Here is a 24591-nt window from a genome sequence, read left to right on the forward strand (position 1 = left end):
GCCGCGGCCTGAATACCTCGTCACAGTCCTGCAGCGGGAAGCGTTTCCAGCCGGAAACGGTTCAGATCGGGTGCGCAATATGGGTTCACCACCCACCCATGCAGAGGTCTGACATGCGCATCAATCGAGTAATGGCCGGCGCCGTGGCCTCTGTGCTGGCGCTCGGCGCCGTGGCCCCGGCCTTCGCCGACAACGACCATCGCCGCGACCATGATCGCCGCGAGTGGCGCGAGGACCGCCGCGAGTGGCGCCAGGATCGCCGTGACTGGGAGCGCGACCGCCGCGAGGCCCGGCGCGACTACCGCCAGGATCGCCGCGAGTGGCACCGCGACCATGACCGCTATTACCGCCCGGCACCGCCGCGTGTGGTGTACCGCCCGGCCTATGGCCCGGGCTACGGCTGGAAGGTCGGCCATCGCTACCGCGACTACTACCGTGGCCCGGTCTACGTGGTGAACGACTACCCGCGCTACCACCTGCGCCGCCCGCCCTATGGCCACCAGTGGATCCGCGATGACCGCGGCAACATGCTGCTGGTTGCCATCGCCACCGGTGTGATCGCCCAGTACGTGCTCAGCAGCCGCTGAGGATCGCAGTCGGGGTCGGATCCCTTTGCAGCGCAAAGGGCTCTGCCCCCGCAACGCCACTCGAAACCATACGGGGCCGGATTCCTTCGGGGATGCCGGCCCCGTCCGTTTCGGCCCCGGCAGACCCGGTGCGGGGCTACAATCGGGGGCTGAGCCGTACCCCTTTTCCCTGCCTGCTGGAGTACCCGATGTTCCCGCGTGACGTCCGCATCGAATCCTACGATCCCGAACTGGCCAAGGCCATCGCCGCTGAAACCCAGCGCCAGGAAGACCACGTCGAGCTGATCGCCAGCGAGAACTACACCAGCCCGGCGGTGATGGAAGCCCAGGGCAGCCAGCTGACCAACAAGTACGCCGAAGGCTACCCGGGCAAGCGCTACTACGGTGGCTGCGAATACGTGGACATCGCCGAGCAGCTGGCGATCGACCGCCTCAAGCAGCTGTTCGGCGCCGACTACGCCAACGTGCAGCCGCACAGCGGCTCGCAGGCCAACCAGGCCGTGTACTTCGCCCTGCTGCAGCCGGGTGACACCATCCTCGGCATGAGCCTGGCCCACGGCGGCCACCTCACCCACGGTGCCAAGGTCAATGCCTCGGGCAAGCTGTTCAACGCCGTGCAGTACGGTGTGAACGACCAGGGCCTGATCGATTACGACGAAGTCGAGCGCCTGGCCCTGGAGCACAAGCCGAAGATGGTCGTGGCCGGCTTCTCGGCCTACTCGCAGGTGATCGACTGGGCGCGCTTCCGCGCCATCGCCGACAAGGTCGGTGCCTACCTGTTCGTCGACATGGCCCACGTCGCCGGCCTGGTCGCCGCAGGCGTCTACCCGAGCCCGCTGGAACACGCGCACGTGGTCACTTCCACCACCCATAAGACCCTGCGCGGCCCGCGCGGCGGCATCATCGTCGCCAAGGGCGCCGACGAAGACCTGGTCAAGAAGCTGCAGTCGATCGTGTTCCCGGGCATCCAGGGCGGTCCGCTGATGCACGTCATCGCCGGCAAGGCCGTGGCCTTCAAGGAAGCGCTGGAACCGGGCTTCAAGGCCTACCAGCAGCAGGTGGTGAAGAACGCCCAGGCGATGGCCAACACGCTGATCGCGCGCGGCTACAAGATCGTCTCCGGCGGCACCCAGAACCACCTGATGCTGGTCGACATGATCGGCAAGGACGTGTCCGGCAAGGACGCGGAAGCCGCGCTGGGCAAGGCTCACATCACCGTCAACAAGAACTCGGTGCCGAACGACCCGCGTTCGCCGTTCGTGACCTCGGGCCTGCGCCTGGGCACCCCGGCGGTGACTACCCGTGGTTACGTCGAACAGGACTGCGTGGATCTGGCCAACTGGATCGCCGACGTGCTCGACGCACCGAACGATGACGCCGTCATCGCCCGCGTGCGTGATGCCGTCAGCGCGCAGTGCCGCAAGTACCCGGTCTACGGCTGATCGCAGCAGGGGGCAGAGCCCTTTCCTGACGGAAAGGGATCCGACCCCGAAGCCCGGATCGAAGCAGGGGTCGGATCCCTTCCCGCAGGGAAGGGCTCTGACCCCGGTATCGGAGCAACCGCGCATGGATGAGCGCCACCTCAAGTACCTGTACACCGCGCTGGCGGTGCTGTTCGGCCTGCCCAGCCTGGCGATGGGCGGCGCGGCGGCGACGATGCTGCTGCTGATGGGGCTGGGCCAGTTCGGCCATGGCACCCTGGCCTCGGTGACGGTGATGCCGCTGTGGGGCCTGGCCGGCATTGCCGGCTGCCTGGCCTGGTTGTGGCTCAGCGCGGGTTTTCTGCTGCAGGGGCGTGCCGGGCTGCACGTGCACCGCCTCTGGTGGTGGATGCTGCTGGCGGGCGGTCTCGCCGCCCTGCCGCCGCTGGGGCTGGCGCTGTGGTGGGGCATCGCCGTGCACGGTGAAGGCATCGGCTTGTTGCTGTTGGGCCCGTCGATGCTGGTGCCGGCTGCGATGCTGGTGTGGATCAAACGCCGCGCATGATGCGGCCCAGGGAAGGAAACCGAACGCATGGATGAGCGTCTGCACAAACGCTGGATGGCCATTGCCGGCCTGTTGGTGGGCCTGCCCACGGTGGCCGCCGGAGGCACGGGTGCCGTGCTGGGTCTGATGGTCGTATGGGATGGCAAGTACCTGACGGGCGACGAGCACAGGATCCTGCTGTTGTGGTCGTCGGCCGGGATCATCGGCCTGCTGTCGTGGTTGTGGCTGAGCGGCCTGTTCCTGTGGCGCGGTGTTGCCGGCCTGCGCCAATCGCCGGTTGTCGCCTGGGTCGGCCTGGCGCTGGGAGGCCTGGCCGCGCTGGGCGTGGTCGCCGCCACGCTGTACTTCACCTTCAAGCGCGGGGAGATCTCGACCCTGGCCTTCCTCGGGTTCGGCCCGCCGCTGCTGGTGATGGCAGGGCATCTGGCGTGGCTGCGTTGGGCGCGCGCGGCCTCGGCGCCGCCGGCACCCGGTTGAACGCGCAGCGCTGACCGCGCTGGAGGCTCTGTTCGGCCGAAATGCAGGCACTTCCGCGCAGACAGCATTTGCTGCGGGGCCCTTTCTCAGGTACCTTTGCGACGCTGCCATGACCGTGGCAATAGGTACTTTCCTGAGCCAGGCGTTCCATGCACTGCCCCTTCTGCCAACATGCCGATACCCGGGTCATCGACTCGCGCGTCTCCGAAGACGGCGCGACGATCCGTCGTCGGCGTGAATGCGAAGCCTGTGGCGAGCGCTTCAGCACCATGGAAACGGTGGAGTTGAAACTGCCTGCCATCGTCAAGAGCGATGGCACTCGTGAAGCATTCGACCAGCGCAAGGTCCGCGCCGGCTTTGACCGCGCGCTGCAGAAGCGTGCAGTGGCTGAAGACAAGATCGAAGCGGCGGTACGCGCCGTGGTCCACCAGCTGCGCATCAGCGGCGAGCGCGAAGTGCCCTCGATCAAGGTCGGCGAGTTCGTCATGAACGAACTGCGCAAGCTTGACCATGTCGGCTACGTGCGCTTCGCGTCGGTCTACCGCAGCTTCGAGGACGTCGCCGATTTCCGCGAGGAGATCGAGAAGCTGGAGCGTGACCTGCCGTCCAGTACCGAACAGCTGCAGCTGCTGGGCGACGTGATCGCCCTGACCAAGAAGAAGAAGGGCTGAAGCTCTGGTAGGTGCCAACCTTGGTTGGCACAGATATCTGCTCCGGTGGGTGCCAACCTTGGTTGGCACAGTGGCGCCCATCCACGCATGGCGTGGATCTACACCGCCACCAACGGCGCTACCATGGCCGCATGACCGCCCCGTTCTCCGTTCTCGACCACCTGCACATCGCCAACGCACTGCGTCTGGCCGAGCGTGCCGCCTACACCACCCGCCCCAACCCGATGGTCGGCTGCGTGATCGCCCACGGCGAACGCGTGGTCGGGCAGGGCTGGCACCAGCGTGCCGGTGGACCGCACGCCGAAGTGTTCGCGCTGCGCGAGGCCGGAAGCGAGGCGCGCGGTGCCACCGCCTACGTCACCCTGGAACCGTGCGCGCACTACGGGCGCACACCGCCGTGTGCGCTGGCCTTGATCGAAGCGGGTGTGTCGCGCGTCGTTGCCGCGATGCGCGATCCGTTCCCGAAGGTCGATGGTGGTGGCTTCGATCTGCTGCGCAATGCCGGCATCGAAGTCGCTGAAGGGCTGATGGCGGTGCAGGCGCGTGAGCTCAACAAGGGCTTCCTGTCGCGTGTGGAGCGCAACCGACCGTGGTTGCGGGTGAAGCTGGCAGCCAGCCTCGACGGTCGCACCGCGATGGCCGATGGCAGTTCCAAGTGGATCACCGGGCCGGCTGCGCGCGAGGACGTGCAGCACTGGCGCGCCCGCGCAGGCGCGATCCTGACCGGCGCAGATACGGTGCTTGCCGACGACCCGATGCTGACCGTGCGCCTGGCGGACACCGAAGTGATGCCGCCGTTGCGCGTGGTACTCGATGCGCGCCTGCGCTCGCTCGAATGCAGGCGCGTGCGCGAGGGCGGGGCACCGACGCTGTACCTGCACGATGCAGCGGTGAGTGCACCGGATGCGGCCGATGCCGAATTCGCCAGCGTGCCCAGTGTTGACGGCCGTCTCGATCTTGGCGCGGTGCTGGCACTGCTGGCCGAGCGCGGCATCAACGAAGTGCATACCGAAGCCGGCGCGACGCTGGCCGGTGCCTTGCTGCACGGCGGCTGGGTGGACGAACTGCTGCTGTATCAGGCGCCCACGCTGCTGGGCGATACCGGTCGCCCGCTGCTGGCCGGCCTCGGCATCGATGCCATGGACCAGCAGCGCCGCCTGCGTGTGGTGGACCAGCGTCAGGTCGGTGAGGACATCAGGCTGCTGCTGCGCCCTTGAGGGAATGACGCGAAGCAGGGGCGACGCCCTTGCCGTCAGGCATCCTCGTCGTCTTCTTCGCCGATGGGGCACTGGCCCTTCCACTGCTGCTTCCACAGCGCATGCAGCTTGCGGCAGTACGCGCCCAGTGCCTCGCCCGGCAGGTTCTTCGCCTTCAATCGCAACTGGTGACGGGTAAACCCGTCGTCGTACTCATGCGGCAATACCAGCACGGCACACTGATCGTGGTACATCAGGAACGCGTGACAGTCGTCGTCTTCGCTCATCCACGCATCCAGCTGCCTGTCGCTCAGCAGGGTTGACTCGAAGGCAACCGCTGGGATGACCGAGAAGGTCGTAATCCTGGACTTGGGAGCTTTGGCTTGCCCGCACGCCACAAGCGCCAGCAGCGTCAGCAACATGACCATGGTCGACGTCGTGCGGTGTTTCATGCGGTTGCCCCGATGGAAGAGGGCAACAGCATTGACCATGCGGGCCGCACAGGGCCATGCAACGGTTCTGAAAGTGCGTGCAGGTGGCCACAGCCTACCGGCACTCAGGGGTCCAAAGTGCCTGCATTCTTGGGCGGAAGGCCACGCATTGCTGCAGCAGCTCCGCCTCGGGAATCTGCTGTCGTTGCTTGCTCAGGGTACTGGCCAGTTCACTCACTCCCTTGAGTTCCTGCGGCGCAATGCGCGCCATGCAGCGACGATGCCGCTGCACAAGATCGTCGCACTCCATGATGCCGGTCATCTGCGCAAGGGCGTCATAGGTACCGGTGCGATACAGGCCCCGCGGATGCGCGATGAGCGCTTCGATCAGGGCTTCATAGACGTCAGTTTCGACGCGGGCGTGTGAGAAATCATCGTTCGGATGTTTCGATTCTTCGCTGTGCCAATCGGGCTCCTGAGTGGTCGATACCACGCGCGTGGTGCCACCGATCTCGTGGAAGGGGCCGTCGCGCAACGTCGCGATGTAGGCTCCCCAGAAGCGCTGCTCGCTTTGCTCACCGCCATCGAAGACCGTGGCCTCGGACAGATACCGAAGACGCTCGACATCGCCCACGCGGCAGGTAAAGTGCACGTCGGCAACCTGCATGCCTCCGGTCAGGCTGTACCATTCCTCGCTTCGGTGCGGCTGGCACCGGGTGTTGGCCAGAACCTGCAGCGCCCAGGCAAGATGCGGTAAATCCACGCCATCGATCGGATCGGCATGACGCTCGATGTTTCTCGTCCAGGTCGCCAGCAACACCGCCATTGGCGGAGCATCGACGGGCACATCGGTTGCACCCGTTTGGCCGGCCATGCGCTGCTGGACAAGCATCCGCAGTGCGAGGTCGTTGCGTTCCTGTATTGCCTGAAGATGGTGGGAAACGACGTCTTCCGGTGTCCTGGCGCGGGCAGTTACCGAAGGCAGGTGCATACCCAAGGCCAGCAGGTAGAAAAGAAGACGGTGCATGGTGATTCCATCCAGACGGGGCGGAGAGAATGCTCCCCGCCCCGTGGCCTGTCCATGCAACTAGTCCGAACGTGCGGTCTGGGTTCCGCCGGACATCGCTGATTCCGTAGCGTTCAGTTCCTACGTTCTCACGCGCACTCGTCGGTCCACATCATCTCCGCGATCGGGCGCAGTGCCTTGCACTCCTGCGTCATCTCATCGGCCGACTGCACCTGGGCCTTGGCCTTCAGTTCCTCGGCCATGGCGTCCACGCCGCTGATCTGGTCCGGTGCGATCTTCGCCACGCAGGCGCGATGCTGCTGCAGCAGCAGGTCGCAGCCCGGTACGCCGGTCACCTTCGGCGCGTTGGCCGCCTGCGCGTCCTGCATCCAGTCTTCGAACGGTGCCAGCGCGCCGGCCACGGTGCCCACCAGGTCATCGAAGTTGCCGCTGTACCAGTAGCCGTTGTCCTTGGCCGGGTACAGGGTGAAGGTGCCGCTGACCGGCGCGCGCGCGCCACTCTGCAGCGCCTGGGTATAGGCATCGGTGAACTGCTTGCGCGAGGCCGGGCTGGCATCGGCGGCCAGGCTGGCGGCGAACAGCGGGCGAACCTTGCCGAGGTCGGGCACCTGGCAGCTGAAGCTGATGCGCGCCAGCTTCTGGTCTTCAACGTATTCGTTGTCTTCGATCACGCTCTTGGTCGCGCGGCACTTCGAATCACGCAGCGCCTTGGCATACAGCGCTTCGGTGGTCGCAGCGTCGACCTTGGCGCCGGTGCTGGCCAGCACGGTCTGCCAGGGTTCGGCCAATGCCTTGGCCAGCGCACCCGGGTTCGGGCTCACAGCGTCCTGGCCTTCGAATGCCGGCTTCAGTGCGTCGTTGAGCGTGCGCGTGGCGGCCGCGTCGTCTTCCAGCAGCACGCGTGCGTACAGATCGAAAGCCTGCTCGGGCGTCAGTTGGGCTGGTGCAGCGCTGGCGAACAGCGGTGCGCACAGCAGGGCACTGCCCAGAAGGGTACGGAGGGGGGTCTTCATGACGTGGGTTCCTGTTCCAGAGGCGGGCAAGCCTAGCGCACTTTGCGTGCAGTCAGTACGCATCCATCCGGGCTTGGCAGAAGCGAATGGAGTCCGCTCATTCTTAAGGGGATCGCCGGAAATGCCAGGCACCCCTACTGCCGCCGTCTCACTCAAGCAGCGACGTGTCGGTGACATCCAGCAGCCCCGCATTGGCCATGCGCAGTTCCACCTGATGCGCGCGCTTGATGTGGTCGGGATTGTGCAGGTCGAACGGTTCGTCCACGGCCACGATGATCGTACCTCTGCCTTTCACCACTTCCATCTTGGCCGCCTCCGGAATGAACCTGTGCGGCACCAGCACAGGGACGAAGCCCATCCAGCCCAGCCAACGGCGGTGAGGGAACAGCCTGTGGTTGAGGTAGTAGGTCTGGTAGCCCTTGCCTTCAGGCTTCGGTCCAACGGCATCCGTTGAGACGAATTCGACGTCGACTGTTTGAGCTATCGCGGCAATGCACCTGCGGACGATGACGGACGCCTCGGATTCACCGAATGCTTCGATCGGTGCATCGATTTCCATCGTCAACTGGCCAAACCAAGGCCAGTAATTGATCGAGGTGCATCCTGTCGCCTTCCATTCCCTATGCGTCCTCGCTGTGGTCAGGTTTGCGCCTGCGCCCGCAGCAGAGGGAGCTGTGGGGTACTCATCACCGTCCTGCCGTGCGTTGAACGCAAGCATCTCGATGAACCTTGTTCTGTCGGTGAATGGGATCGGGCCCTTCCCGCGCGAGTGCTCCACCCAGCCATTGAACAGCGCACTCACCTCCAGTAGCGCTTGAAGTAGCGGCTCCAGATCGCGATAGACGGTAGAGGCATCAACGATTCTCTCAGGGATAGTGCAGTGGATCTTGCATCTGTACATGATCGTCATGGCGTATGCCTGAGATGAATGGAGTGGCTGGCAAGAATTTGCTGGGCTGCCATGAAGCACTCGACTTCAAGGAAGTGCCATTCGAGCTTTGCGGGTCTGCCCAGCGCTGCAACGTGGCACAGGTGTGCTTTGAACTGCTTCGCCCAGCTGTCTAGGATCGACGGACGCCTGCCGCCAAGTGCAGCCCAAGGGTGGAGATTTCCAATTGCGGAGAAAAACTGCTTGTAGTGCCCCTTCGCTTCCACCACCGTGCATCGGCTCCGCCAGAAGCCATCAAAGCGGATGCCGCCGTGGTTCCACTCGGTAACGGTGATCTCGTTTTTGCCCTTGCCGGCCGTCAGTCTCAGGCGAGCGCGGTCCAGTCCGGTGCCGCCATAGGTGTAGGCGAACACTTCCGGGCCCGCCAGGTGATTGGCAATGCGCAGCTGGTAGTCGAAGTTGCGGTACTGTTTGAACGGAATCGTGTAGTTGGCGGGCACCAGGAAGCCCCGCGCCAGCTTGCAGGCATTGCAGTCGTTCTGGTTACTGGTCTGCGCGCAGTCTGTTTCGCTGGCTTCCACGCGCGGTTCAACCTTGGAATCGGCGCCGACGCCTGCGGCTTCCTTGATGCCGCGCCAGATCTGGCCAAGCGTAGGGCCACCGGCCGTGTCTCCCGGGATTCCGCCAGGCGCGTGCCCGGGAACATCCTGTGTAGGGTCCCAGCCACCCGGAATCGTCACCGGTGGCAGCGGTAGAGGTAGTGGAATGGCACCCATGGTCAGCTCCTTTCAGTCGGACAGAAAGCGCGAGGCGAGCAGTGCCAGCAGATCGGCGGCCGTTGCGTTGGCGTGGGTGGTCCGCCGGAACCACGCCACGGTCAGCGCGTGATCGCGCAGTCCAGGTGCCCAGGCCACGTCGGCCTTCACCCAGCGCACTATCGTGGGCAGATGGGTGATGTGCAGTGAGGTCACTGCATGGCGGTAGCTTGTACGCACTGCCTGCAGGAGCGCTGCATCGTTCAGATGCGCGGTTTCGCCGGGAAATCCGCTACGTGTCTCGTCAGCGAGCGGGCTGCAGAATGTAGCCGCGTCGGGCAGACGGAGCATCGCGTACTGCTCAGTGCTCAATGTCAGCATCGTCTACCTCCTGCTGCTCCAGTTCGCTGCGGGTCAGCCCCCATGTCTGACCGCCCACGGTGATCTGCCACAAGTTGATCGGCCCGAAGAGCTGCCGCAGTTGTTGCATCGTCAGTACGTCGCGGTAGCGCAGCCATGCGCGTGGATCGTAGTAGCGCATCAGCGCGAGTGATCCATCGGGAAGGGCGATGTCGAGCTGTGCATGCAGATGGAGGAACACCTCCTCGAACGGTACGTCCGAGAGCAGACAGGTGGTTCCCGCAGGCTGGTGGCCGAGCTGCCGCAACCAATGATGCATGGGCTGTTCAATGGCACCCCGCGGCAGTTCGAGCAGATACGGTGACGCGTGCAGGAGGTTTCCTTCGGGTTGTCCTGCGAACAGTGAGCGATGCATCAGTGCGCTGTGCGTCGCATGGTGATGCAGCGCTGCTTCGCGATCTTCATCCGGCGCACAGTCCAGCAGCGCATAGGCGTAGTGGCCGATCATGCGCGCGCCAGCAGTGGGGCAGCACTGGCGGCCGCAGCCCGCAAGCATTCCAGGCAGACCGGGGGTCTGGAAGCAGATGCCTGGGCAGGCTCCCTCTGGGGATGTTCATCATCGGCAGTGGCATCGGTGACAAACACCAATCGCTGCTGGGTCGAGATCAGCTGGCAGCCACAGGCGAGGTGGTGCCCGTGCAGTGCAACGGGATGTCCGTCGATGAGCAGGGTAGGTTCACCCTGCACGATCAGAAAGATGCCCTGGTGCAGTGGGCAGCTCGCCCGGTCGCCTTCGCGTGCGACCGCTTTGCCCTCGATATCGGTATACGGCGATCCTGTGATGACGCGCCCGTTGCTGTGGGTTGTGTCGCCTACGACGATCCAATGTCTTTTCATGACGCGATGCGGGTTACCTTGCCTGGGCCGAACATGCCGGGCCATGCGGGCATCAGACAAGGTCATCGATTCGCCGTGATGTCGCATACGGTTTGCGTGGGTGGCCTCAACGGTGCTGCCAACGTCGCTAACCCGCCGGGATCATTGACGTCTTTCGCAAATGCCCGTCGTGGCGGACCGGATTGCCTTTCGTACTCGTCCTAAAGCCACCCGGCGCAGTGAGCGTGCCGGGTTGCAGAAAACGACACGTACTCCGCCACAGTGCAGCGCGCTGCTGTAGGGACAAAAAAACGGGCCCCTTGCGGGGCCCGTTCGATCGCACGACGAGGAGCGATCGTTGGATCAGAAGCTGGCGCGGACGCCGGCCGAGTACTGGGTGACGTCGCGGTAGCCGGAGATCTCGCCCACCAGGCCCCAGGTCCGGGTGAAGTTGATCTGGCCGCCGACGGTGCCCACCCAGGTGCCCTTGAAGTGGTTGCCGCCATCCATGTAGCCGGCCTTGGCCCAGGCTTCGGTCATGGCCGACGGCTTGCCGCGGATGCCCATGGTGACGCGGCCCAGATTGGTGTGATCCTTCTGGCTGAAACGCAGGCCGTCGAAACGGACGGTGGCTTCGGCGTTCTGGCGCACCCACGCGGCATCGGCGGTGAAGTCCAGGCGGTCGGTCCACGGCATGTGGTAGCCGATGCCGAGCTCCGGCTGGTTCAGTTCCAGCTTCAGCGAATCATTGCCGTAGTGATTGGTCTTGCTGGTGCGCGACCAGCCACCGAACACATAGACCTGTTCGGCGATGGCCACCGAGCCACGCAGGTAGCCGCCGTCGACCTTGGGGTCGTCCAGTGCGTTGTCGTCAACCTTGACCTGCGTCCAGCCGCCTTCAACGTAGGTGTAGCTCAGGGCTTCAGCCGAAGCCGTGAACGGGGCGGCGGCCAGCAGGGCGGCCACGATCAGGATCTTGCGCATGGGAATTCCTGTGAATTTCAGTCCTTTGGCGGGCCTGCCCAGTGGGCTGCCCGTGGCGACCTCATGTCGTCCGGGGCAGAATTTTAATGAAAGTTTTACAAATTGCGAGCGACGACCGTCACAGGTTGGGGCAGGCCGGGGTAGGGGGTCGGATCCGTTTCCCATCGGGAAACGGCTCTGACCCCTGCGCTGCTGTGCCACCGGTCCATGGGGTCAGAGCCCTTTCCTGCGGAAAGGGATCCGACCCCGGTCATCCACCCCGTTCAGCCCGGGCTGGTACACTAGCCACGCCGGTTCGCCGGTACACAAACGTCTTCAGGGCGGGGTGCAATTCCCCACCGGCGGTAGGTGCGCAAGCACGAGCCCGCGAGCGCCCCGGCCCATGGCCGGGGGTCAGCAGATCCGGTCCAATGCCGGAGCCGACGGTCATAGTCCGGATGAAAGAAGACGGTGCCACAGGGCTCATGCCCTGCGTGCGCCTGTTTGCCTTGCGGCGTTTTTCGCTCACTTTTCGCGGAGAACGTTTCTTGTTTACTGGAATCATCGAAGGCGTCGGCCGTCTGGCCGCACGCGAATCCATCGGCGGCGATGTCCGCTTCACCTTCAATGTCGGGAATCTGCCGTTCGACAACGTGCAGATGGGCGAGAGCATTGCCATCAACGGCGTCTGCCTCACCGTCATCGCATTCGACGCCAGCAGCTTCCAGGCCGATGCCTCCACCGAGACCCTGGGCCTGACCACGCTGGGCCAGCTGGACGAGGGCGCGGTCATCAACCTGGAGCGCGCCATGCGCCCGACCGACCGCCTCGGCGGCCATCTGGTCAGCGGCCACGTCGACGGCCTCGGCCAGGTGCTGTCCATCCACGAAGACGCGCGTGCCCAGCGCTGGCGTTTCGCCGCGCCGGCCTCGCTGCGCCGCTACATCGCCAAGAAGGGCTCGATCTGCGTGGACGGCGTCAGCCTCACCGTCAACGAAGTGGACGACGAAGGCTTCGAAGTCGCCCTGATCCCGCACACGGTGGCCAACACCGCCTTCTCCGCCTCGGGCGTGGGCAGTGCGGTCAATCTTGAAATCGACCTGGTCGCCCGTTACGTCGAACGCCTGCTGGGCGAAGGAGCACGCGCATGAATTTCGCCCCCATTCCGGAAATCCTGGAAGACATCCGCCTGGGTCGCATGGTCGTTATCGTCGATGACGAGGACCGCGAGAACGAAGGCGACCTGATCATGGCCGCCGAGCTGGTCAAGGCCAGCGACATCAACTTCATGGTCACCCATGGCCGTGGCCTGGTGTGCCTGCCGCTGACCCGCACCCGCGCCGCCGATCTCGGCCTGGCGCCGATGGTGCAGGCCAATACCGCGCAGTTCCAGACCAATTTCACGGTCAGCATCGAGGCCGCCGAGGGCGTCACCACCGGCATCTCGGCGCATGACCGCGCCCATACCATCCGCACCGCGGTGAAGCCCAACGCCAAGCCGTCGGACCTGCACCAGCCGGGCCACATCTTCCCGCTGATCGCCCAGCCGGGCGGCGTGCTGACCCGCGCCGGCCACACCGAGGCGGCCGTGGACATGGCCATGCTGGCCGGGCTGGAACCGGCCGGCGTGCTGGTGGAGATCCTGAACCCGGATGGCAGCATGGCGCGCCGCCCGGAGCTGGAAGTGTTCGCCCGCGAGCACGGCCTGAAGATGGGCTCCATCGCCGACCTGATCGCCTACCGCCTGGCCACCGAAAAGACCGTCGAGCGCGTGGACGAGCGCGAGATCGACACCGAATTCGGCCCGTTCAAGCTGGTCACTTACCGCGATCGCATCGCCCACGACCTGCACTTCGCGCTGGTCCGTGGCACCCCGGACGCGGAAACGCCGACCCTGGTCCGCGTGCAGGTGGAAAACCCGCTGGCCGACCTGCTGCACTGGCGCCGTGACGACTTCGGCGTGGCCGCCACCGATGCCCTGCGTGCCATCGATGCCGAAGGCGCGGGCGTAATGGTGGTGCTGTCGGCCCCGCGCGATGGCGAAGCCCTGCTGGCCCGCCTGCGCCAGCAGCCGGCGCCGGTGGTGCCGGGCAAGGACAAGGACGTGGGCCAGTGGCGCCGCAACGGTGCCGGTGCGCAGATCCTGTCCGACCTGGGCCTGGGCAAGCTGCGCGTGCTGGGCACCCCGCGCCGCCAGATCGGCCTGGCCGGGTACGGCCTGGAAGTGGTGGAGACGGTGACCCTGTAATGGGTAGTGCCGGCCGCTGGCCGGCAACCGCATCCCCGGGATTGCCGGCCAGCGGCCGGCACTACCACACCTCCGCCAACGGTGGGTGCCGACCATGGGTCGGCACGCCCCCGGCCGCCGCCGATCACGGCCGGGGCCCATCCACGCTAGAATTACCCCCTTATCGAGTCCCCCAAGCCGCATATGAGCCACTTCGAAGGCGATCTTCGCACTCCCGAATCGGCGCGCTTCGCCATCCTGGCCAGCCGCTGGAACGCCCGCATCACCGACACGCTGGTCGCTGGTGCCCGCCAGAGCCTGGCTGGCAACGGCATCACCGAAGCCAACATCGACGTGATCCGCGTGCCGGGTGCCTGGGAACTGCCGCTGGTGGCCGCGCGCCTGGCCGCCGCCCATGAACACGCCGCCATCCTCACCCTGGGCTGTGTGATCCGTGGCGATACCCGCCACTATGAACACGTGGCCGACCGCTGTGCCGAGGGCCTGATGCGCGTGCAGCTGGACTTCGGCGTGCCGGTGCTGAACGGCGTGCTGGCGGTGGAACGCGTTGAAGACGCCGAGGCCCGCGCAGGCGGCAGCCACGGCAACAAGGGCGAGGAAGTCGCACTCGCCGCATTGGAAATGGTCAATCTTCTGGAGCAGCTGCCATGAACAAGAACACCCAGGGCAAGCCCTCCGGTAAACCCGTCCGCCGCGATGGCGTCGATCCGGTGCTGCGCTCGCGCGCCCGCCGTCGTGCCGTGCAGGCCATCTACGCCTGGCAGATCTCCGGCGGCAACGCCCAGTCGCTGATCGCCCAGTTCGCCCACGAGCAGGCCCGCGAAATCGCCGACCTGGCGTACTTCGAAGCACTGCTGCACGGCGTGCTCGACAACCGCCGCGACATCGACGAAGCGCTCGGCCCGTACCTGGACCGTGGCATCGAGGAAGTGGACGCGATCGAACGCGCGGTGCTGCGCCTGGCCGCCTACGAGCTGCGCTACCGCCTGGACGTGCCGTACCGTGTGGTGATCAACGAAGCCATCGAATCGGCCAAGCGCTTCGGTTCCGAGCACGGCCATACCTACGTCAACGGCGTGCTGGATCGTGCCGCCGTGGAATGGCGCAAGGTCGAATCGGGTCACTGACCCACCTGTGGTAGTGCCGGCCGCTGGCCGGCAGCTGCAGGGATCCTGAGGTTGCCGGCCAGCGGCCGGCACTACCGCCCACCGCGCCCTGCGCGGCACGTACAACAGCGGGAGCGCCCCATGTCCCTGGCCGAATTCGCCCTCATTGACCGCATCCGCGCCCGCACCCTCGAGCGCGACGACATCCTGCTCGGCATCGGCGACGACGCTGCGCTGCTGCAGCCGCGTGCCAATGAGCAACTGGTGGTCACCGCCGACACGCTCAACAGCGGCGTGCACTTCCCGGTGGAAACCCCGGCCTTCGACATCGGCTGGAAGACCCTGGCGGTCAACCTGTCGGACCTGGCTGCGATGGGCGCGCGCCCGGCGTGGTGCACGTTGGCGTTGTCGCTGCCGGAAGCCACTGAAGACTGGATCGATGCCTTCGCCGATGGCTTCTTCGCCCTGGCCGACCAGCACGACATCGCGCTGATCGGTGGCGACACCACGCGTGGCCCGCTGTCGCTGTCGGTCACAGCGATGGGCCAGGTTGGGCGTGGGCAGGCCCTGCGTCGCGACCGCGCGCAGGTGGGCGATGATATCTGGGTGAGCGGCACGCTCGGCGATGCCGCCGGTGCGCTGCGCCTGTGGCAACAAGCTGCGCTGAGCATCGCCACCGCCACGCTGCTGGCCGACTACGAAAGCCTGCGCCTGCGCCTGCTGCGGCCGACGCCGCGTGTGACCCTGGGCCTGCGCCTGCGTGCGTTCGCGCACGCGGCAGTGGATGTATCCGATGGCCTGCTGGCCGATCTGGGTCACATCGCCACGCGCAGCAACGTGGCCGCGCATGTGGATGCCGATTCGCTTCCGATCTCGCACGCGCTGCGTGAACTGCTCGGCCGCGATGGCGCGCGCGACTGCGCACTGCGCGGTGGTGACGACTACGAGCTGTGCTTCACCGCCGCCGCCGACCAGCGCGATGCGCTGCACTACCTGGCCGAATCGCTGGACGTGCCGCTCACCCGAATCGGCCGCATCGCCGAAGGGCAGGGCGTGCACGTGGATGGCGAAGCCGCCGACGGCGGTTACCAGCACTTCGCGTAGCCGCAGCGGTACTGCCCTGGTGGGTGCCAACCTTGGTTGGCACGAGTGTGTCGACCAAGGTCGACACCTACCGAAGCAGGCGCGGATCGGTACTGCTCTGGTGGGTGCCGACCTTGGTTGGCACGAACGCGTCGACCAAGGTCGACACCTACCAAAGCGAGGGCGCATCGGCATTGCTCTGGTAGCTGCCAACCTTGGTTGGTACGAATGTGTCGACCAAGGTCGACACCTACCGAAGCAGGGGCGCAGCGGTACTGCCCTGGTGGGTGCCAACCTTGGTTGGCACGAGTGTGTCGACCAAGGTCGACACCTACCGAAGCAGGAGCGCAGCGGTACTGCCCTGGTGGGTGCCAACCTTGGTTGGTACGAATGTGTCGACCAAGGTCGACACCTACCAAAGCGAGGGCGCATCGGCATTGCTCTGGTAGCTGCCAACCTTGGTTGGCACGAACGCGTCGACCAAGGTCGACACCTACCGAAGCAGGGGCGCATCGGCATTGCCCTGGTGGGTGCCAACCTTGGTTGGCACGAATGTGTCGACCAAGGTCGACACCTACCGAAGCAGGGGTGCATCGGTATTGCTCTGGTGGGTGCCAACCTTGGTTGGCGCGAATGTGTCGACCAAGGTCGACACCTACCCAGGTGGAGGTGCACCGGCATCGCCCGGCGCTACGCCGCGTGCAACTGCACATCCACATACTCGGCCAGGCCACGACAGGCCAGCAGCAATCCCTCGCGCACGTCGTCACCCACCTGCTGGTCATCAGCGCCATCCACGCGCACGCGTTCGGTCGCGTGCAGCAGTTCCAGCAGCACGGTCAGCCCGGCATTGGCGCGGTTGGCACGCGCCATGGCCATGCGGTGTCCCGATGTACGGTCCTTCTCTGGCCAGGGCTGGCCGTCGGCGGCCTCGACCTGGCGGATGCGCTGCAGGCATGCCAACAGTGCGGTGCTGGAGGGCGCGCCGCTGCCGTGCGCAGCGCTGAGTGTGGTTTCCAGTGCGCGGGCGATGGCTTCGGGCAGATCGTTGGCAGCCTCGCCGAGGGTGGCGAACAGGTACGGGTAGTGTGTGGCAGTCATGGCGGCTTCCTTGTGCTGGCGACGAAGAAGCCACCCCGCTTAACAGCGAGGGTGGCGGACGGTGCGTGGTTGCAATACCGGTGGAATATCTGCAAGACGCCGGCGGGCACGAGGCCCCCACGTACCGCCCGCCATAGGTGCGCGGGCAGAATGCCTGCCGGCGCCACCCACAGGGGATGAGCGACGCCGGCAGACAAGCGTAACCAACAGATACTCCAAACGGGATTGCAAGCCCGTGCCACCCGTTGTCGGTGGCGCTACATGATTTGCATGAAGCGCCAATGCTGCCAATGAGAATTGTTGGAAAGCTGGAAAGTGTTGCAGACGCGTGGCGCGCGCCTCAGCGTGGCAATCGCGACATTCCTGTAGAGCCGAGCCCACGCTCGGCGCATCGCGATCTGCACGAAGAGCCGCCGAGCATGGCTCTACTCTGGCTCACAGGCTGGATCGAACCTAAACACATACCTGCTCTGTCGCGATCGTCCATTGAATGACTGCGGGGTGGCTGGTGATGCTGCCGGATCGCTCACTTCCGCATCCCACATGTCCGCGCCCGAACGTTCCCACAACGCCGCCATTGATGGCCTGCGTGCATTGGCGGTGCTGGCCGTCGTCGTCTTCCACACCAACGCAACGTGGCTGCCCGGTGGCTTCACCGGCGTTGACCTGTTCTTCGTGGTATCCGGCTTCGTGATCAGCCAGTCGCTGGCCTCGCGCACCCATGCGTCGCTGGGCGCGATGCTGCTCGACTTCTACCGCCGCCGCGTGCTGCGCCTGTTGCCGGCATTGCTGGTGATGCTGATGGCTACCTTCGTGCTGTCGGCGTTGTTCATTCCCCGCGCGTGGCGCAACGAGCAGTTCGACCAGACCGGCTGGGCCGCGCTGGTCGGCTTCAGCAACATCGTGCTGGCCGGCCAGCAGGACGACTACTTCTCGCCCGGCGCGGAACTCAACCCGTTCCTGCACACGTGGACGCTGGGCGTGGAGGAGCAGTTCTATCTGCTCTTCCCGCTGCTGTTCTTCGTGTGGCTGCGTGGGCGTGAGCGCTGGCCGTGGTCGCGTTGGCTGTTGCCGGTGCTCACCGTGCTGTCGCTGGTGTGGGCCGGCTGGCAGGCGCAGGCAGCACCGGCGGCAGCGTTCTATCTGCTGCCGGCGCGGTTCTGGGAGCTGGCCGCGGGCGCGCTGCTGTACCAGTGGATGCGTACGCGTACGCCGCGCCAGAAAGGGGATGCGGTTGCCGTGGCCGGTCTGGCGCTGCTGGCCACGGGTGTGGTGATTGCCCCCCAGCTGGCGATGCCAGTTCCAGGCGTACTGGCCACCGTGGCCGGCACGTTGATGCTGCTGGCGAGTGTGTCGGTGCCGGGGACATCGCGCATCGGCCACGCATTGGGGTGCGCGCCGCTGGCGTATCTGGGCCGGCTGTCCTATTCGCTGTACCTGTGGCACTGGCCGTTGCTGGTGCTGCTGCGCTGGACCTACGGCCTGCACGGCGCCGCGCTGTGGCTGTATCCGGTGCTGCTGCTGGCGATATCCGCCGGGTCTTATCACTTCATCGAGCGTCCGCTGCGCAGCGCCGTACCGCTGCTGCGCCTGGCGCCGGCCAAGGTGCTGGCGATGGCGCTGCCAGTGGTGGCGCTATGCGGCGCAGGAGCGTGGGCTACGGTGGAATACCACGAGCAGATCTCGCTCAGCGTTACCCGCGATGGCTATGCATGGCAGGCGCGCCGCTATCCCGCTTGGCGGCCGCTGGAACCGGTGAGTGCGCCGGCGCTTGAAGGGCGGCGCCTGTTCGTAGTGGGCGATTCGCACGCGGCGGCCTACCGCACGATGACCAGCATGGTCGCGCGGCAGACCGGCATGGAGGTGCGCCAGCAGGATCGCGGCGGCTGCAGCTTCGTCAATCTGTTGCGGGCCAGCCCGGCCGATTGCCGGGGCTTCATTGAAGACGCGTTGTCGAACATCGAACACGAGGCGCGTCCGGGCGACATCGTGTTGCTGGCAGCCCTGCGTATGCCGGAACTGCGTGGGTTCGATTGGCAGCGCCAGGATGCGCAGCAGATCTATCAACAGCTGCTGGACGAGCGCACGCCGGCACACGCACAGGCTGCGCGTGATGAGGCTGATCGGGTACTGGGGCGTTTGCAGCGGTTGGGAGTACAGGTGGTCATTGATGCACCGCTGCCGTTGTTCAAGGCCGGTGCGTATCGGTGCTCGGATTGGTTCAACCGCCGCAATCCTGCCTGTGCCGGTGGCCTGAGCATGCCGCGTGCCGATCTGGAAAGGCTGCGTGCGCCGCAGATGGCGTTGCTGGCCGAGCTGGCAGCGCGCTATCCGGCTTTGACTGTGTGGGACCCGTTGCCGCTGCTGTGCGGACCGCAGACCTGTTCGGCGGTGGAAGAGGGTGAACCGCTGTTCTTCGACAACGATCACCTGAGCGGGCATGGCAACCGCGTGCTGCTGCCCAGCTTCCGGCAGACCTTGGTCGATATCGCGAGCGACAAGCCGGTGTAGAGCCGAGCCCACGCTCGGCTGCTCTGCGTTCCGCAGGCAGGAAGCCCGCGCTTCGCGCGGTGAGCCGAGCATGGCTCGGCTCTACAGGTAGGTGCGCGGTCTATGCCGGCGGCAGCACCTTGCCGGGGTTGAGGATGCCGTCCGGGTCCAGTGCGGCCTTGATTGCGCGCATCGTCGCCAGCGTTTCCGCAGTGAACGCCTGCGCCATGAAATCGCGCTTGGCCAGGCCAATCCCGTGTTCGCCGGACAGCGTGCCACCCAGCGCCAGCGTCAGCTCGAAGATCTTCGGCAGCGCGGCATGCGCGCGTGCGTTCTCGTCGGCATCGTCCGGGTGATAGAGGATGTTGACGTGCAGGTTGCCGTTGCCGGCATGGCCGAAGGTGACGATGGTCAGCGTGTAGTCACGCGCCAATGCCTGCACGCCGGCCACCAGTTCCGGAATGCGCGACACCGGTACCACCACATCCTCATTGATCTTGCCCGGTGCAACGCTGCGCAGCGCGGGCGACAGCGCCTTGCGTGCGGCCCACAGCTGGTCGCGTGCACGGCCTTCCATCGCCACGTCCAGTTCGATCATGCCGTCACCCTCGGCAGCGCTGGCCAGTGCCTGCAGCAGGTAGGGCAGGGTATCGTGGTCACCATCGGCTTCAACCAGCAGCATCGCGCCAGCCTCCGGTACGTCGGCACCATTCAGCCGCAGCAACTCCAGGCTGCGCGCATCCATGAACTCCAGGCGGGTCGGTACCACCGGTTGCGACATCAATCGCGATACGGCGGCCGCGGCGGCATCGGCATCGCGGTACAGCACGCGCAGCCCGGCCTGGCTGACCGGCAACGGGGTCAGTTTGAGCGTGGCTTCCACGATCAATGCCAGCGTACCTTCGCTGCCCACCAGCAGGTGGGTGAGGTCGTAGCCGGTGGCGTCCTTGGTGTAGGCGCCACCGCAGCGGATCACGTCACCGGTGCCGGTCACCGCCACCAGCCCCAGCACGTTATCGCGGCTGGTGCCGTACTTCACTGCGCGCGGGCCACCGGCATTGCAGGCAAGATTGCCACCGATGCTGCAGATCTCGGCGCTGGAAGGGTCCGGTGCCCAGAACAGGCCATGCGGGGCCAGCGCCTGCTGCAGGGTGCCGTTGAGCACGCCGGGTTGCACGACCGCGCAACGGTCACCGGCGCGGATCTCGACGATGCGGTCCATGCGGGTGAACGACAGCACGATACTGCCGGGCAGCGGCACCGCCGCGCCGGTGGTGCCGGTACCAGCGCCACGTGCGACCAGTGCCACGCCATGCGCGCGGCAGGCACGCACCAGCGCCTGTACCTGTTCGATGTCGGCTGGCAGCGCCACCGCCGCCGGGCGCTGGTGGCGCCATGAGTTGTCCTGGGCGTTCGCCTCCAGCGTGTTGTCATCCATGCGCCAGCCCTCCGCGCCCAGCAGGGCGGACAGTTCGGCAACCAGGGGGGCGGGCAGGGCAGGACTCATGACGGATCTCGTGGGGCAGCAGGAGCGGGTTGGATCAGTTTCCAGGCAACAACGACGGTAGCCAGCGGCAGCCACACCCAGCGCAGTTCAGAGAGCAGGGTGGACACGCCGCGCGCGCTGAAGAACTGTGGCGCGAAGGGTGAAACGCGGATGGGTCGCCACGGCGCGAAGAAGCGCTGCTCACTCCATGGCCAGGCCAGGGCGACACCGAGGCCGCCGGAGGTCATCGCATCCAGCAACGGATGGCTGGCGGCGCAGACGAAGACGAACACCGCCGTTTGTAGGGTCGATGCCACCGTTGACCCTGCCTTGGTAGGTGCCAACCTTGGTTGGCACAGAACCGCCGACCAAGGTCGGCGACTACCGGAACTGCGGTGTGCCGACCAAGGTCGGCCGCTACCAAAGAACGCCAACACCGCGGCCAATGCCGCCAGCACGCCGGCAAACAGCAACGAATGACTGGCGCCGCGATGGCCGAAGGCATCGGCGTAGGGAATGTGCAGGGCAAAGGCCAGCACGTCGGCATCGGGCAGCATCGCAGCGATCACACCGGCAGCAAGCAGGCGTGGTGGGATGCGGCCACGATCAGCGGCGCACCAGAGCGCCAACGGCACAGCGGCATGGGTGATGATCGACGGCATCAGTCACGCACCGTGGTCGTGCCGGCCAGGCTGCGCTCTGGTAGGTGCCAACCTTGGTTGGCACAGAAGCGCCGACCAAGGTCGGCCTCTACCAGAGCGGACGGAAACCATCAGCAGTCATCCAGCCGGAACGCATCACGCAGCCACCGCAGCTGCGGCGGCTCGCCCGTGGCCTCCACCACATCAAAACGGCAGGGTGCATTGGCCAGCGCCGGGTTGTCCTGCAGGAACAGCTGCGCGGCATGCGCCAGACGCCGGCACTTGCGCGCATCCACCGAGGCGGCGCCACCACCGAAATCGGAGCGCGCGCGATAGCGCACTTCCACGAACACCACGGTGCCGGCATCGTCCATCACCAGGTCCAGTTCACCGCCGCGGTAACGCACGTTGCGCGCATGCGGCTGCAGTCCGGCCTGTTGCAGGTGCTGCTCGGCGGCGGCTTCCACCGCCGAGCCACGTTGGCTGCGCTCAGCGACCACCGACGATCGGCATCGGCCGGCCGCCATTGAAGGTGGACCACGCCGGCTGGCGCAGGATGTTGCCGTTGCTGTCCAGGAACAGGGTGCCGGTGGCACCGTCCAGGCCGCCTTCGTTGGACAGCTTGTCCAGGTAGGCGGTGATCTTCCAGGCATCGGCGCCGAAGGCGAACAGGCGGCCGGCCGCACCGCGAGCGCTGGGCAGGGTGCTGGCCACCTGGCTGGCCGACGGCAGGCCGGACACGCTGCGCACGTTCCAGGCTTCGTTCGGGTAGACGATGCCGTCCAGGGCCACGTCTTCTTCCACCTTGCCGCTGCCGACGGTCAGCTGCGAGGTACCGACGCGGGTGGCACCACCGGCACCAGCCAGCGCCAGCTGCGGCGCCAGCAGTCGCGCCTGCGGGGCGCGCACGGCGAGGAACACGGCATCGACCTGGCCGGCATTGCGCACCTGCGCGCCGACATCGCCCACGGCATCGCTGACGTTGAAGGTGGCCGCGACCTGGCCGCCGCGCTGCGCGAAGCGCTGGGCGAAGGCGGCAGCGGAACGGCGGCCGGTGTCGTCATTGCTGCTGATCACCAGTGCGCGGTTGCGTTCGCGTCCACGCAGGTACTCGGCGGCGACGATGCCGTCGTCTTCCGGTGCCAGCGAGAAACCGGCGCTGCCGGCCGGCGGTGCATCCTTGCCGCGGTTCAGCGCCAGCACCGGTACCTGCAGCTGCTGGCGGCCGTACACGGCGTCCACTTCGTCGCGGCCCAGCGGGCCGACCACGAAGTCGGCACCGGAGGCGACGGCCTTGTCGTAGGCGGCGAGGGCACCGGCCGGGGTGCCGGCTGTGTCGATGAAGTTGATCTCCGGGCGACGGCGGGTCTCGCCGTAGTACGCGGCCAGCAGGCCGTCACGGACCGGCTGCGCGGCGGTGGCCAGGCGGCCGCTGAGTGGCAGCAGCACGGCCAGCTTGGCCGGCGGTCGGTAGCCGTCGCTCATCGCCGGCGGTCGCTTGCTGGTGTCGAACTGGGCTGCGCCATCGCGGTCGAACGGGCGCGGCAGCGGCAGGCCACGGGCGATCAGCGCACGGCCGGCGAAGTTGTACAGCGGATCGTTGGCCGGCAATGCGGCGGCACGGCTGCGCAGGCTGGCATCGTCAAGGGTGCCGAGCAGGCCGGAGATTGCAGCCTGGTTTTCACTGCGCGCGCTGCCGGTCAGGCCGGCATGGGCGCGGGCCCGCTCGTTGGCGGCGCCGAAGGCATCGCCAGTGGCCTGCAGGGCCTGGGCGCGGGCCAGCAGCCAGCGTGTGCGCAGGCTGGCAGCAACACTGTCGGCATGGTCCTTCAGCAGTGCCAGTGCCTGCGCCGGCTGCTTGTCGGCCAGCGCCAGCTCGGCGCCGGTCAGCTGGTAGCGCTGCAGGCTGGCACCGGACAGCTGGCGGGCGGTGAGCTGGCCCAGCAGGCTGCGCGCGCGTGCACTGTCACCCGCCAGGTGCCAGGCCCAGGCGGCATCGGCCAGCGCATTGCTGCGGGCACCGCCGCGCAGGGTGGCGGCCAGGCCTTCCAGCTGCAGTGCGGCGTCGCGCGGCTTGCCCTGTTCGATCAGCGCCAGCGCCTGGCTCTGGGCCGGCGAATCGGGCGTGCTGGTCAGGCTGGTGGTGGCACAGCCGGCCAGCAGCATCAGCGACAACGACAGGGCGGAGATCCGTGCGGCGGGCTTGTTCATGATCGGGTCCATGCGATGAGGGCAGCGGCCTTGGCCGGGTACACGCTACGATTCTACCCTTGCCCCGTGAGTACCGCTGAAATGAGTGTGCCAACCCTGTACGTCGTCGCCACCCCGATCGGCAACCTGGCCGATCTGAGCCCGCGCGCGCAGGAGGTGCTGCGTTCGGTGGCGGCCATCTGTGCCGAAGACACCCGCCGCAGTGGCCAGCTGCTGTCCCATTTCGGCATCCAGCAGCCGCTGGTGGCCCTGCACGAACACAATGAGGAGGCGCTGTCACAGCGCCTGGTCTCGCGCCTGCAGGCTGGCGAATCGCTGGCGCTGGTCAGCGATGCCGGCACCCCGCTGGTCAGCGATCCTGGTTTCCGGCTGGTGCGTGCCGCGCGCGCGGCCGGCATCAAGGTCAGCCCGATTCCCGGTGCCTGTGCCGCCATCGCCGCGCTGAGCGTGGCCGGCCTGCCCAGCGACCGCTTCAGCTTCGAGGGCTTCCTGCCGGCCAAGGCCAGCGGCCGCCGCGACCGCTTGCAGGCGTTGGCCGGCGAAGTGCGCACGATGGTGTTCTATGAATCCTCGCACCGCATCGCCGAGTCGCTGGCCGACATGGCGGCAATCTTCGGCGGCGAACGACCGGCGGTGCTGGCCCGCGAGCTGACCAAGCTGTTCGAGACCGTGCTTGATGGTGACCTGGCCGGTCTGCTGGCGAAGGTGGAAGCCGACGAGAACCAGCGCAAGGGCGAGTTCGTGGTGATGGTGCAGGGCGCGGGTGATGACGAAGAAGCGCAACTGGCGCATGGCCGCCGCGTCTACGCCAAGCTGAGCGAGCATCTGCCGCCGTCGACTGCCGCCAAGCTGGCTGCCGAGCTGACTGGCGCACCGCGCAAGGCGTTGTACGGCAGTTGATGGATCGTGCGGACCGAGGTCCGCACCCACCAAAGCGGAATCCGCACCCACCAGGGCAGCGGAATTGGTAGATCCACGCCATGCGTGGATGGAT

Annotated in this window: 27 protein-coding genes and 1 riboswitch; of the genes, 13 read left to right on the forward strand and 14 right to left on the reverse strand. The window is 66.5% G+C overall.

The features are described from left to right. The first annotated feature begins 113 nt into the window (after positions 1-113). The 6 genes from SriyCCGPB3_RS02875 (at position 114) to ribD (ending at position 4938) form a co-directional block, all read left to right on the forward strand. Positions 114-587, forward strand: coding sequence for an RcnB family protein (locus tag SriyCCGPB3_RS02875; protein ID WP_110711025.1), 474 nt, complete (start codon positions 114-116; stop codon positions 585-587). 188 nt (positions 588-775) lie between these two features. Next, complete coding sequence (gene glyA / locus SriyCCGPB3_RS02880; protein WP_010481990.1) at positions 776-2029, forward strand: serine hydroxymethyltransferase; 1254 nt, start codon at positions 776-778, stop codon at positions 2027-2029. Between the two features lie 124 nt (positions 2030-2153). After that, positions 2154-2573 carry a hypothetical protein gene (locus SriyCCGPB3_RS02885; RefSeq protein WP_153856276.1) on the forward strand — a complete coding sequence of 140 codons (420 nt, stop codon included), beginning with the start codon at positions 2154-2156 and terminating at the stop codon, positions 2571-2573. A gap of 27 nt (positions 2574-2600) precedes the next feature. Further along, complete coding sequence (locus tag SriyCCGPB3_RS02890) at positions 2601-3050, forward strand: hypothetical protein (RefSeq protein WP_350259856.1); 450 nt, start codon at positions 2601-2603, stop codon at positions 3048-3050. A gap of 149 nt (positions 3051-3199) precedes the next feature. Then, a complete protein-coding gene (gene nrdR / locus SriyCCGPB3_RS02895; RefSeq protein ID WP_004143350.1) occupies positions 3200-3721 on the forward strand; it encodes a transcriptional regulator NrdR in 522 nt (173 codons plus the stop codon). 131 nt (positions 3722-3852) lie between these two features. Next, entirely contained in the window at positions 3853-4938 is a 1086-nt protein-coding gene (gene ribD, locus SriyCCGPB3_RS02900) for a bifunctional diaminohydroxyphosphoribosylaminopyrimidine deaminase/5-amino-6-(5-phosphoribosylamino)uracil reductase RibD (protein WP_350259857.1), read from the forward strand. 35 nt (positions 4939-4973) lie between these two features. On the opposite strand, the gene SriyCCGPB3_RS02905 is transcribed toward ribD, so the two are convergent. The 9 genes from SriyCCGPB3_RS02905 to SriyCCGPB3_RS02945 form a co-directional block, all read right to left on the reverse strand. Beyond that, on the reverse strand, positions 4974-5408 hold the full coding sequence (locus tag SriyCCGPB3_RS02905) for a hypothetical protein (RefSeq protein ID WP_350259858.1): 435 nt from the start codon (positions 5406-5408) through the stop codon (positions 4974-4976). A 55-nt stretch (positions 5409-5463) separates the two neighbouring features. Further along, the gene (locus tag SriyCCGPB3_RS02910; protein WP_110711028.1) at positions 5464-6375 is read right to left on the reverse strand and encodes a hypothetical protein; all 912 of its coding nucleotides are present in this window, start codon (positions 6373-6375) and stop codon (positions 5464-5466) included. A gap of 128 nt (positions 6376-6503) precedes the next feature. Further along, entirely contained in the window at positions 6504-7388 is an 885-nt protein-coding gene (locus tag SriyCCGPB3_RS02915) for a hypothetical protein (RefSeq protein WP_350259859.1), read from the reverse strand. Between the two features lie 148 nt (positions 7389-7536). Next, entirely contained in the window at positions 7537-8298 is a 762-nt protein-coding gene (locus tag SriyCCGPB3_RS02920; RefSeq protein ID WP_180855245.1) for an Imm52 family immunity protein, read from the reverse strand. Next, on the reverse strand, positions 8295-9053 hold the full coding sequence (locus tag SriyCCGPB3_RS02925; RefSeq protein WP_248859193.1) for a Tox-REase-5 domain-containing protein: 759 nt from the start codon (positions 9051-9053) through the stop codon (positions 8295-8297). The genes SriyCCGPB3_RS02920 and SriyCCGPB3_RS02925 overlap by 4 nt, the downstream gene beginning before the upstream one ends. Positions 9054-9065: 12 nt before the next feature. Beyond that, complete coding sequence (locus SriyCCGPB3_RS02930) at positions 9066-9383, reverse strand: hypothetical protein (protein WP_239506176.1); 318 nt, start codon at positions 9381-9383, stop codon at positions 9066-9068. A gap of 10 nt (positions 9384-9393) precedes the next feature. Further along, on the reverse strand, positions 9394-9900 hold the full coding sequence (locus SriyCCGPB3_RS02935) for a DUF4123 domain-containing protein (protein ID WP_248859202.1): 507 nt from the start codon (positions 9898-9900) through the stop codon (positions 9394-9396). Then, entirely contained in the window at positions 9897-10376 is a 480-nt protein-coding gene (locus tag SriyCCGPB3_RS02940; protein ID WP_324187339.1) for a PAAR domain-containing protein, read from the reverse strand. Before SriyCCGPB3_RS02940 ends, SriyCCGPB3_RS02935 begins: the two co-directional genes overlap by 4 nt. Before the next feature lie 255 nt (positions 10377-10631). Then, positions 10632-11252, reverse strand: coding sequence for a hypothetical protein (locus SriyCCGPB3_RS02945; protein ID WP_110711034.1), 621 nt, complete (start codon positions 11250-11252; stop codon positions 10632-10634). A 307-nt stretch (positions 11253-11559) separates the two neighbouring features. Continuing rightward, positions 11560-11705: riboswitch (FMN riboswitch) on the forward strand. A 74-nt stretch (positions 11706-11779) separates the two neighbouring features. Between SriyCCGPB3_RS02945 and SriyCCGPB3_RS02950 the strand changes: the two genes are divergently transcribed. From SriyCCGPB3_RS02950 to thiL, 5 genes are all read left to right on the forward strand, one after another. Continuing rightward, positions 11780-12382: a riboflavin synthase gene (locus SriyCCGPB3_RS02950; protein WP_040008930.1), complete on the forward strand. Its 603-nt coding sequence runs from the start codon at positions 11780-11782 to the stop codon at positions 12380-12382. After that, positions 12379-13479: a 3,4-dihydroxy-2-butanone-4-phosphate synthase gene (gene ribB, locus SriyCCGPB3_RS02955; RefSeq protein ID WP_110711035.1), complete on the forward strand. Its 1101-nt coding sequence runs from the start codon at positions 12379-12381 to the stop codon at positions 13477-13479. The genes SriyCCGPB3_RS02950 and ribB overlap by 4 nt, the downstream gene beginning before the upstream one ends. Before the next feature lie 183 nt (positions 13480-13662). Beyond that, on the forward strand, positions 13663-14130 hold the full coding sequence (ribH, locus tag SriyCCGPB3_RS02960) for a 6,7-dimethyl-8-ribityllumazine synthase (protein WP_005408061.1): 468 nt from the start codon (positions 13663-13665) through the stop codon (positions 14128-14130). Continuing rightward, positions 14127-14606 (forward strand): transcription antitermination factor NusB, encoded by a 480-nt coding sequence (nusB, locus tag SriyCCGPB3_RS02965; RefSeq protein WP_005408062.1) that lies wholly within the window; start codon positions 14127-14129, stop codon positions 14604-14606. The genes ribH and nusB overlap by 4 nt, the downstream gene beginning before the upstream one ends. A gap of 120 nt (positions 14607-14726) precedes the next feature. Further along, positions 14727-15689, forward strand: a complete 963-nt coding sequence (gene thiL / locus SriyCCGPB3_RS02970) for a thiamine-phosphate kinase (RefSeq protein ID WP_110711036.1) — start codon at positions 14727-14729, stop codon at positions 15687-15689. 669 nt (positions 15690-16358) lie between these two features. On the opposite strand, the gene SriyCCGPB3_RS02975 is transcribed toward thiL, so the two are convergent. After that, the gene (locus tag SriyCCGPB3_RS02975) at positions 16359-16769 is read right to left on the reverse strand and encodes a hypothetical protein (protein WP_153856285.1); all 411 of its coding nucleotides are present in this window, start codon (positions 16767-16769) and stop codon (positions 16359-16361) included. A gap of 543 nt (positions 16770-17312) precedes the next feature. Between SriyCCGPB3_RS02975 and SriyCCGPB3_RS02980 the strand changes: the two genes are divergently transcribed. Beyond that, complete coding sequence (locus tag SriyCCGPB3_RS02980) at positions 17313-19280, forward strand: acyltransferase family protein (RefSeq protein WP_350259860.1); 1968 nt, start codon at positions 17313-17315, stop codon at positions 19278-19280. Positions 19281-19380: 100 nt separating this feature from the next. Here the strand turns inward: SriyCCGPB3_RS02980 and SriyCCGPB3_RS02985 are convergent, their stop codons facing one another. The 4 genes from SriyCCGPB3_RS02985 to SriyCCGPB3_RS03000 form a co-directional block, all read right to left on the reverse strand. Beyond that, positions 19381-20766: an FAD-binding oxidoreductase gene (locus SriyCCGPB3_RS02985; RefSeq protein ID WP_350259861.1), complete on the reverse strand. Its 1386-nt coding sequence runs from the start codon at positions 20764-20766 to the stop codon at positions 19381-19383. Continuing rightward, positions 20763-21407, reverse strand: a complete 645-nt coding sequence (locus SriyCCGPB3_RS02990; RefSeq protein WP_153856287.1) for a metal-dependent hydrolase — start codon at positions 21405-21407, stop codon at positions 20763-20765. Before SriyCCGPB3_RS02990 ends, SriyCCGPB3_RS02985 begins: the two co-directional genes overlap by 4 nt. 110 nt (positions 21408-21517) lie before the next feature. Next, positions 21518-21886 (reverse strand): YraN family protein, encoded by a 369-nt coding sequence (locus SriyCCGPB3_RS02995; protein ID WP_324187340.1) that lies wholly within the window; start codon positions 21884-21886, stop codon positions 21518-21520. After that, positions 21876-23597 carry a penicillin-binding protein activator gene (locus tag SriyCCGPB3_RS03000; protein ID WP_180855605.1) on the reverse strand — a complete coding sequence of 574 codons (1722 nt, stop codon included), beginning with the start codon at positions 23595-23597 and terminating at the stop codon, positions 21876-21878. The genes SriyCCGPB3_RS02995 and SriyCCGPB3_RS03000 overlap by 11 nt, the downstream gene beginning before the upstream one ends. 81 nt (positions 23598-23678) lie before the next feature. Between SriyCCGPB3_RS03000 and rsmI the strand changes: the two genes are divergently transcribed. Continuing rightward, entirely contained in the window at positions 23679-24497 is an 819-nt protein-coding gene (gene rsmI, locus SriyCCGPB3_RS03005) for a 16S rRNA (cytidine(1402)-2'-O)-methyltransferase (protein ID WP_005408070.1), read from the forward strand. The last annotated feature ends 94 nt before the right edge of the window (positions 24498-24591 follow it).

The organism is Stenotrophomonas riyadhensis, assembly GCF_040256885.1.
GTDB classification, from domain to species: domain Bacteria; phylum Pseudomonadota; class Gammaproteobacteria; order Xanthomonadales; family Xanthomonadaceae; genus Stenotrophomonas; species Stenotrophomonas riyadhensis.

Excerpts from the sequence above, each read along its gene's own strand:
- SriyCCGPB3_RS02875 (WP_110711025.1), top strand. The coding sequence starts at position 114 with ATGCGCATCAATCGAGTAATGGCCGGCGCCGTGGCCTCTGTGCTGGCG.
- glyA (WP_010481990.1), top strand. The coding sequence starts at position 776 with ATGTTCCCGCGTGACGTCCGCATCGAATCCTACGATCCCGAACTGGCC.
- SriyCCGPB3_RS02885 (WP_153856276.1), top strand. The coding sequence starts at position 2,154 with ATGGATGAGCGCCACCTCAAGTACCTGTACACCGCGCTGGCGGTGCTG.
- SriyCCGPB3_RS02890 (WP_350259856.1), top strand. The coding sequence starts at position 2,601 with ATGGATGAGCGTCTGCACAAACGCTGGATGGCCATTGCCGGCCTGTTG.
- nrdR (WP_004143350.1), top strand. The coding sequence starts at position 3,200 with ATGCACTGCCCCTTCTGCCAACATGCCGATACCCGGGTCATCGACTCG.
- ribD (WP_350259857.1), top strand. The coding sequence starts at position 3,853 with ATGACCGCCCCGTTCTCCGTTCTCGACCACCTGCACATCGCCAACGCA.
- SriyCCGPB3_RS02905 (WP_350259858.1), bottom strand. The coding sequence starts at position 5,408 with ATGGTCAATGCTGTTGCCCTCTTCCATCGGGGCAACCGCATGAAACAC.
- SriyCCGPB3_RS02910 (WP_110711028.1), bottom strand. The coding sequence starts at position 6,375 with ATGCACCGTCTTCTTTTCTACCTGCTGGCCTTGGGTATGCACCTGCCT.
- SriyCCGPB3_RS02915 (WP_350259859.1), bottom strand. The coding sequence starts at position 7,388 with ATGAAGACCCCCCTCCGTACCCTTCTGGGCAGTGCCCTGCTGTGCGCA.
- SriyCCGPB3_RS02920 (WP_180855245.1), bottom strand. The coding sequence starts at position 8,298 with ATGACGATCATGTACAGATGCAAGATCCACTGCACTATCCCTGAGAGA.
- SriyCCGPB3_RS02925 (WP_248859193.1), bottom strand. The coding sequence starts at position 9,053 with ATGGGTGCCATTCCACTACCTCTACCGCTGCCACCGGTGACGATTCCG.
- SriyCCGPB3_RS02930 (WP_239506176.1), bottom strand. The coding sequence starts at position 9,383 with ATGCTCCGTCTGCCCGACGCGGCTACATTCTGCAGCCCGCTCGCTGAC.
- SriyCCGPB3_RS02935 (WP_248859202.1), bottom strand. The coding sequence starts at position 9,900 with ATGATCGGCCACTACGCCTATGCGCTGCTGGACTGTGCGCCGGATGAA.
- SriyCCGPB3_RS02940 (WP_324187339.1), bottom strand. The coding sequence starts at position 10,376 with ATGCGACATCACGGCGAATCGATGACCTTGTCTGATGCCCGCATGGCC.
- SriyCCGPB3_RS02945 (WP_110711034.1), bottom strand. The coding sequence starts at position 11,252 with ATGCGCAAGATCCTGATCGTGGCCGCCCTGCTGGCCGCCGCCCCGTTC.
- ribB (WP_110711035.1), top strand. The coding sequence starts at position 12,379 with ATGAATTTCGCCCCCATTCCGGAAATCCTGGAAGACATCCGCCTGGGT.
- ribH (WP_005408061.1), top strand. The coding sequence starts at position 13,663 with ATGAGCCACTTCGAAGGCGATCTTCGCACTCCCGAATCGGCGCGCTTC.
- nusB (WP_005408062.1), top strand. The coding sequence starts at position 14,127 with ATGAACAAGAACACCCAGGGCAAGCCCTCCGGTAAACCCGTCCGCCGC.
- thiL (WP_110711036.1), top strand. The coding sequence starts at position 14,727 with ATGTCCCTGGCCGAATTCGCCCTCATTGACCGCATCCGCGCCCGCACC.
- SriyCCGPB3_RS02975 (WP_153856285.1), bottom strand. The coding sequence starts at position 16,769 with ATGACTGCCACACACTACCCGTACCTGTTCGCCACCCTCGGCGAGGCT.
- SriyCCGPB3_RS02980 (WP_350259860.1), top strand. The coding sequence starts at position 17,313 with ATGTCCGCGCCCGAACGTTCCCACAACGCCGCCATTGATGGCCTGCGT.
- SriyCCGPB3_RS02985 (WP_350259861.1), bottom strand. The coding sequence starts at position 20,766 with ATGAGTCCTGCCCTGCCCGCCCCCCTGGTTGCCGAACTGTCCGCCCTG.
- SriyCCGPB3_RS02990 (WP_153856287.1), bottom strand. The coding sequence starts at position 21,407 with ATGCCGTCGATCATCACCCATGCCGCTGTGCCGTTGGCGCTCTGGTGC.
- SriyCCGPB3_RS03000 (WP_180855605.1), bottom strand. The coding sequence starts at position 23,597 with ATGAACAAGCCCGCCGCACGGATCTCCGCCCTGTCGTTGTCGCTGATG.
- rsmI (WP_005408070.1), top strand. The coding sequence starts at position 23,679 with ATGAGTGTGCCAACCCTGTACGTCGTCGCCACCCCGATCGGCAACCTG.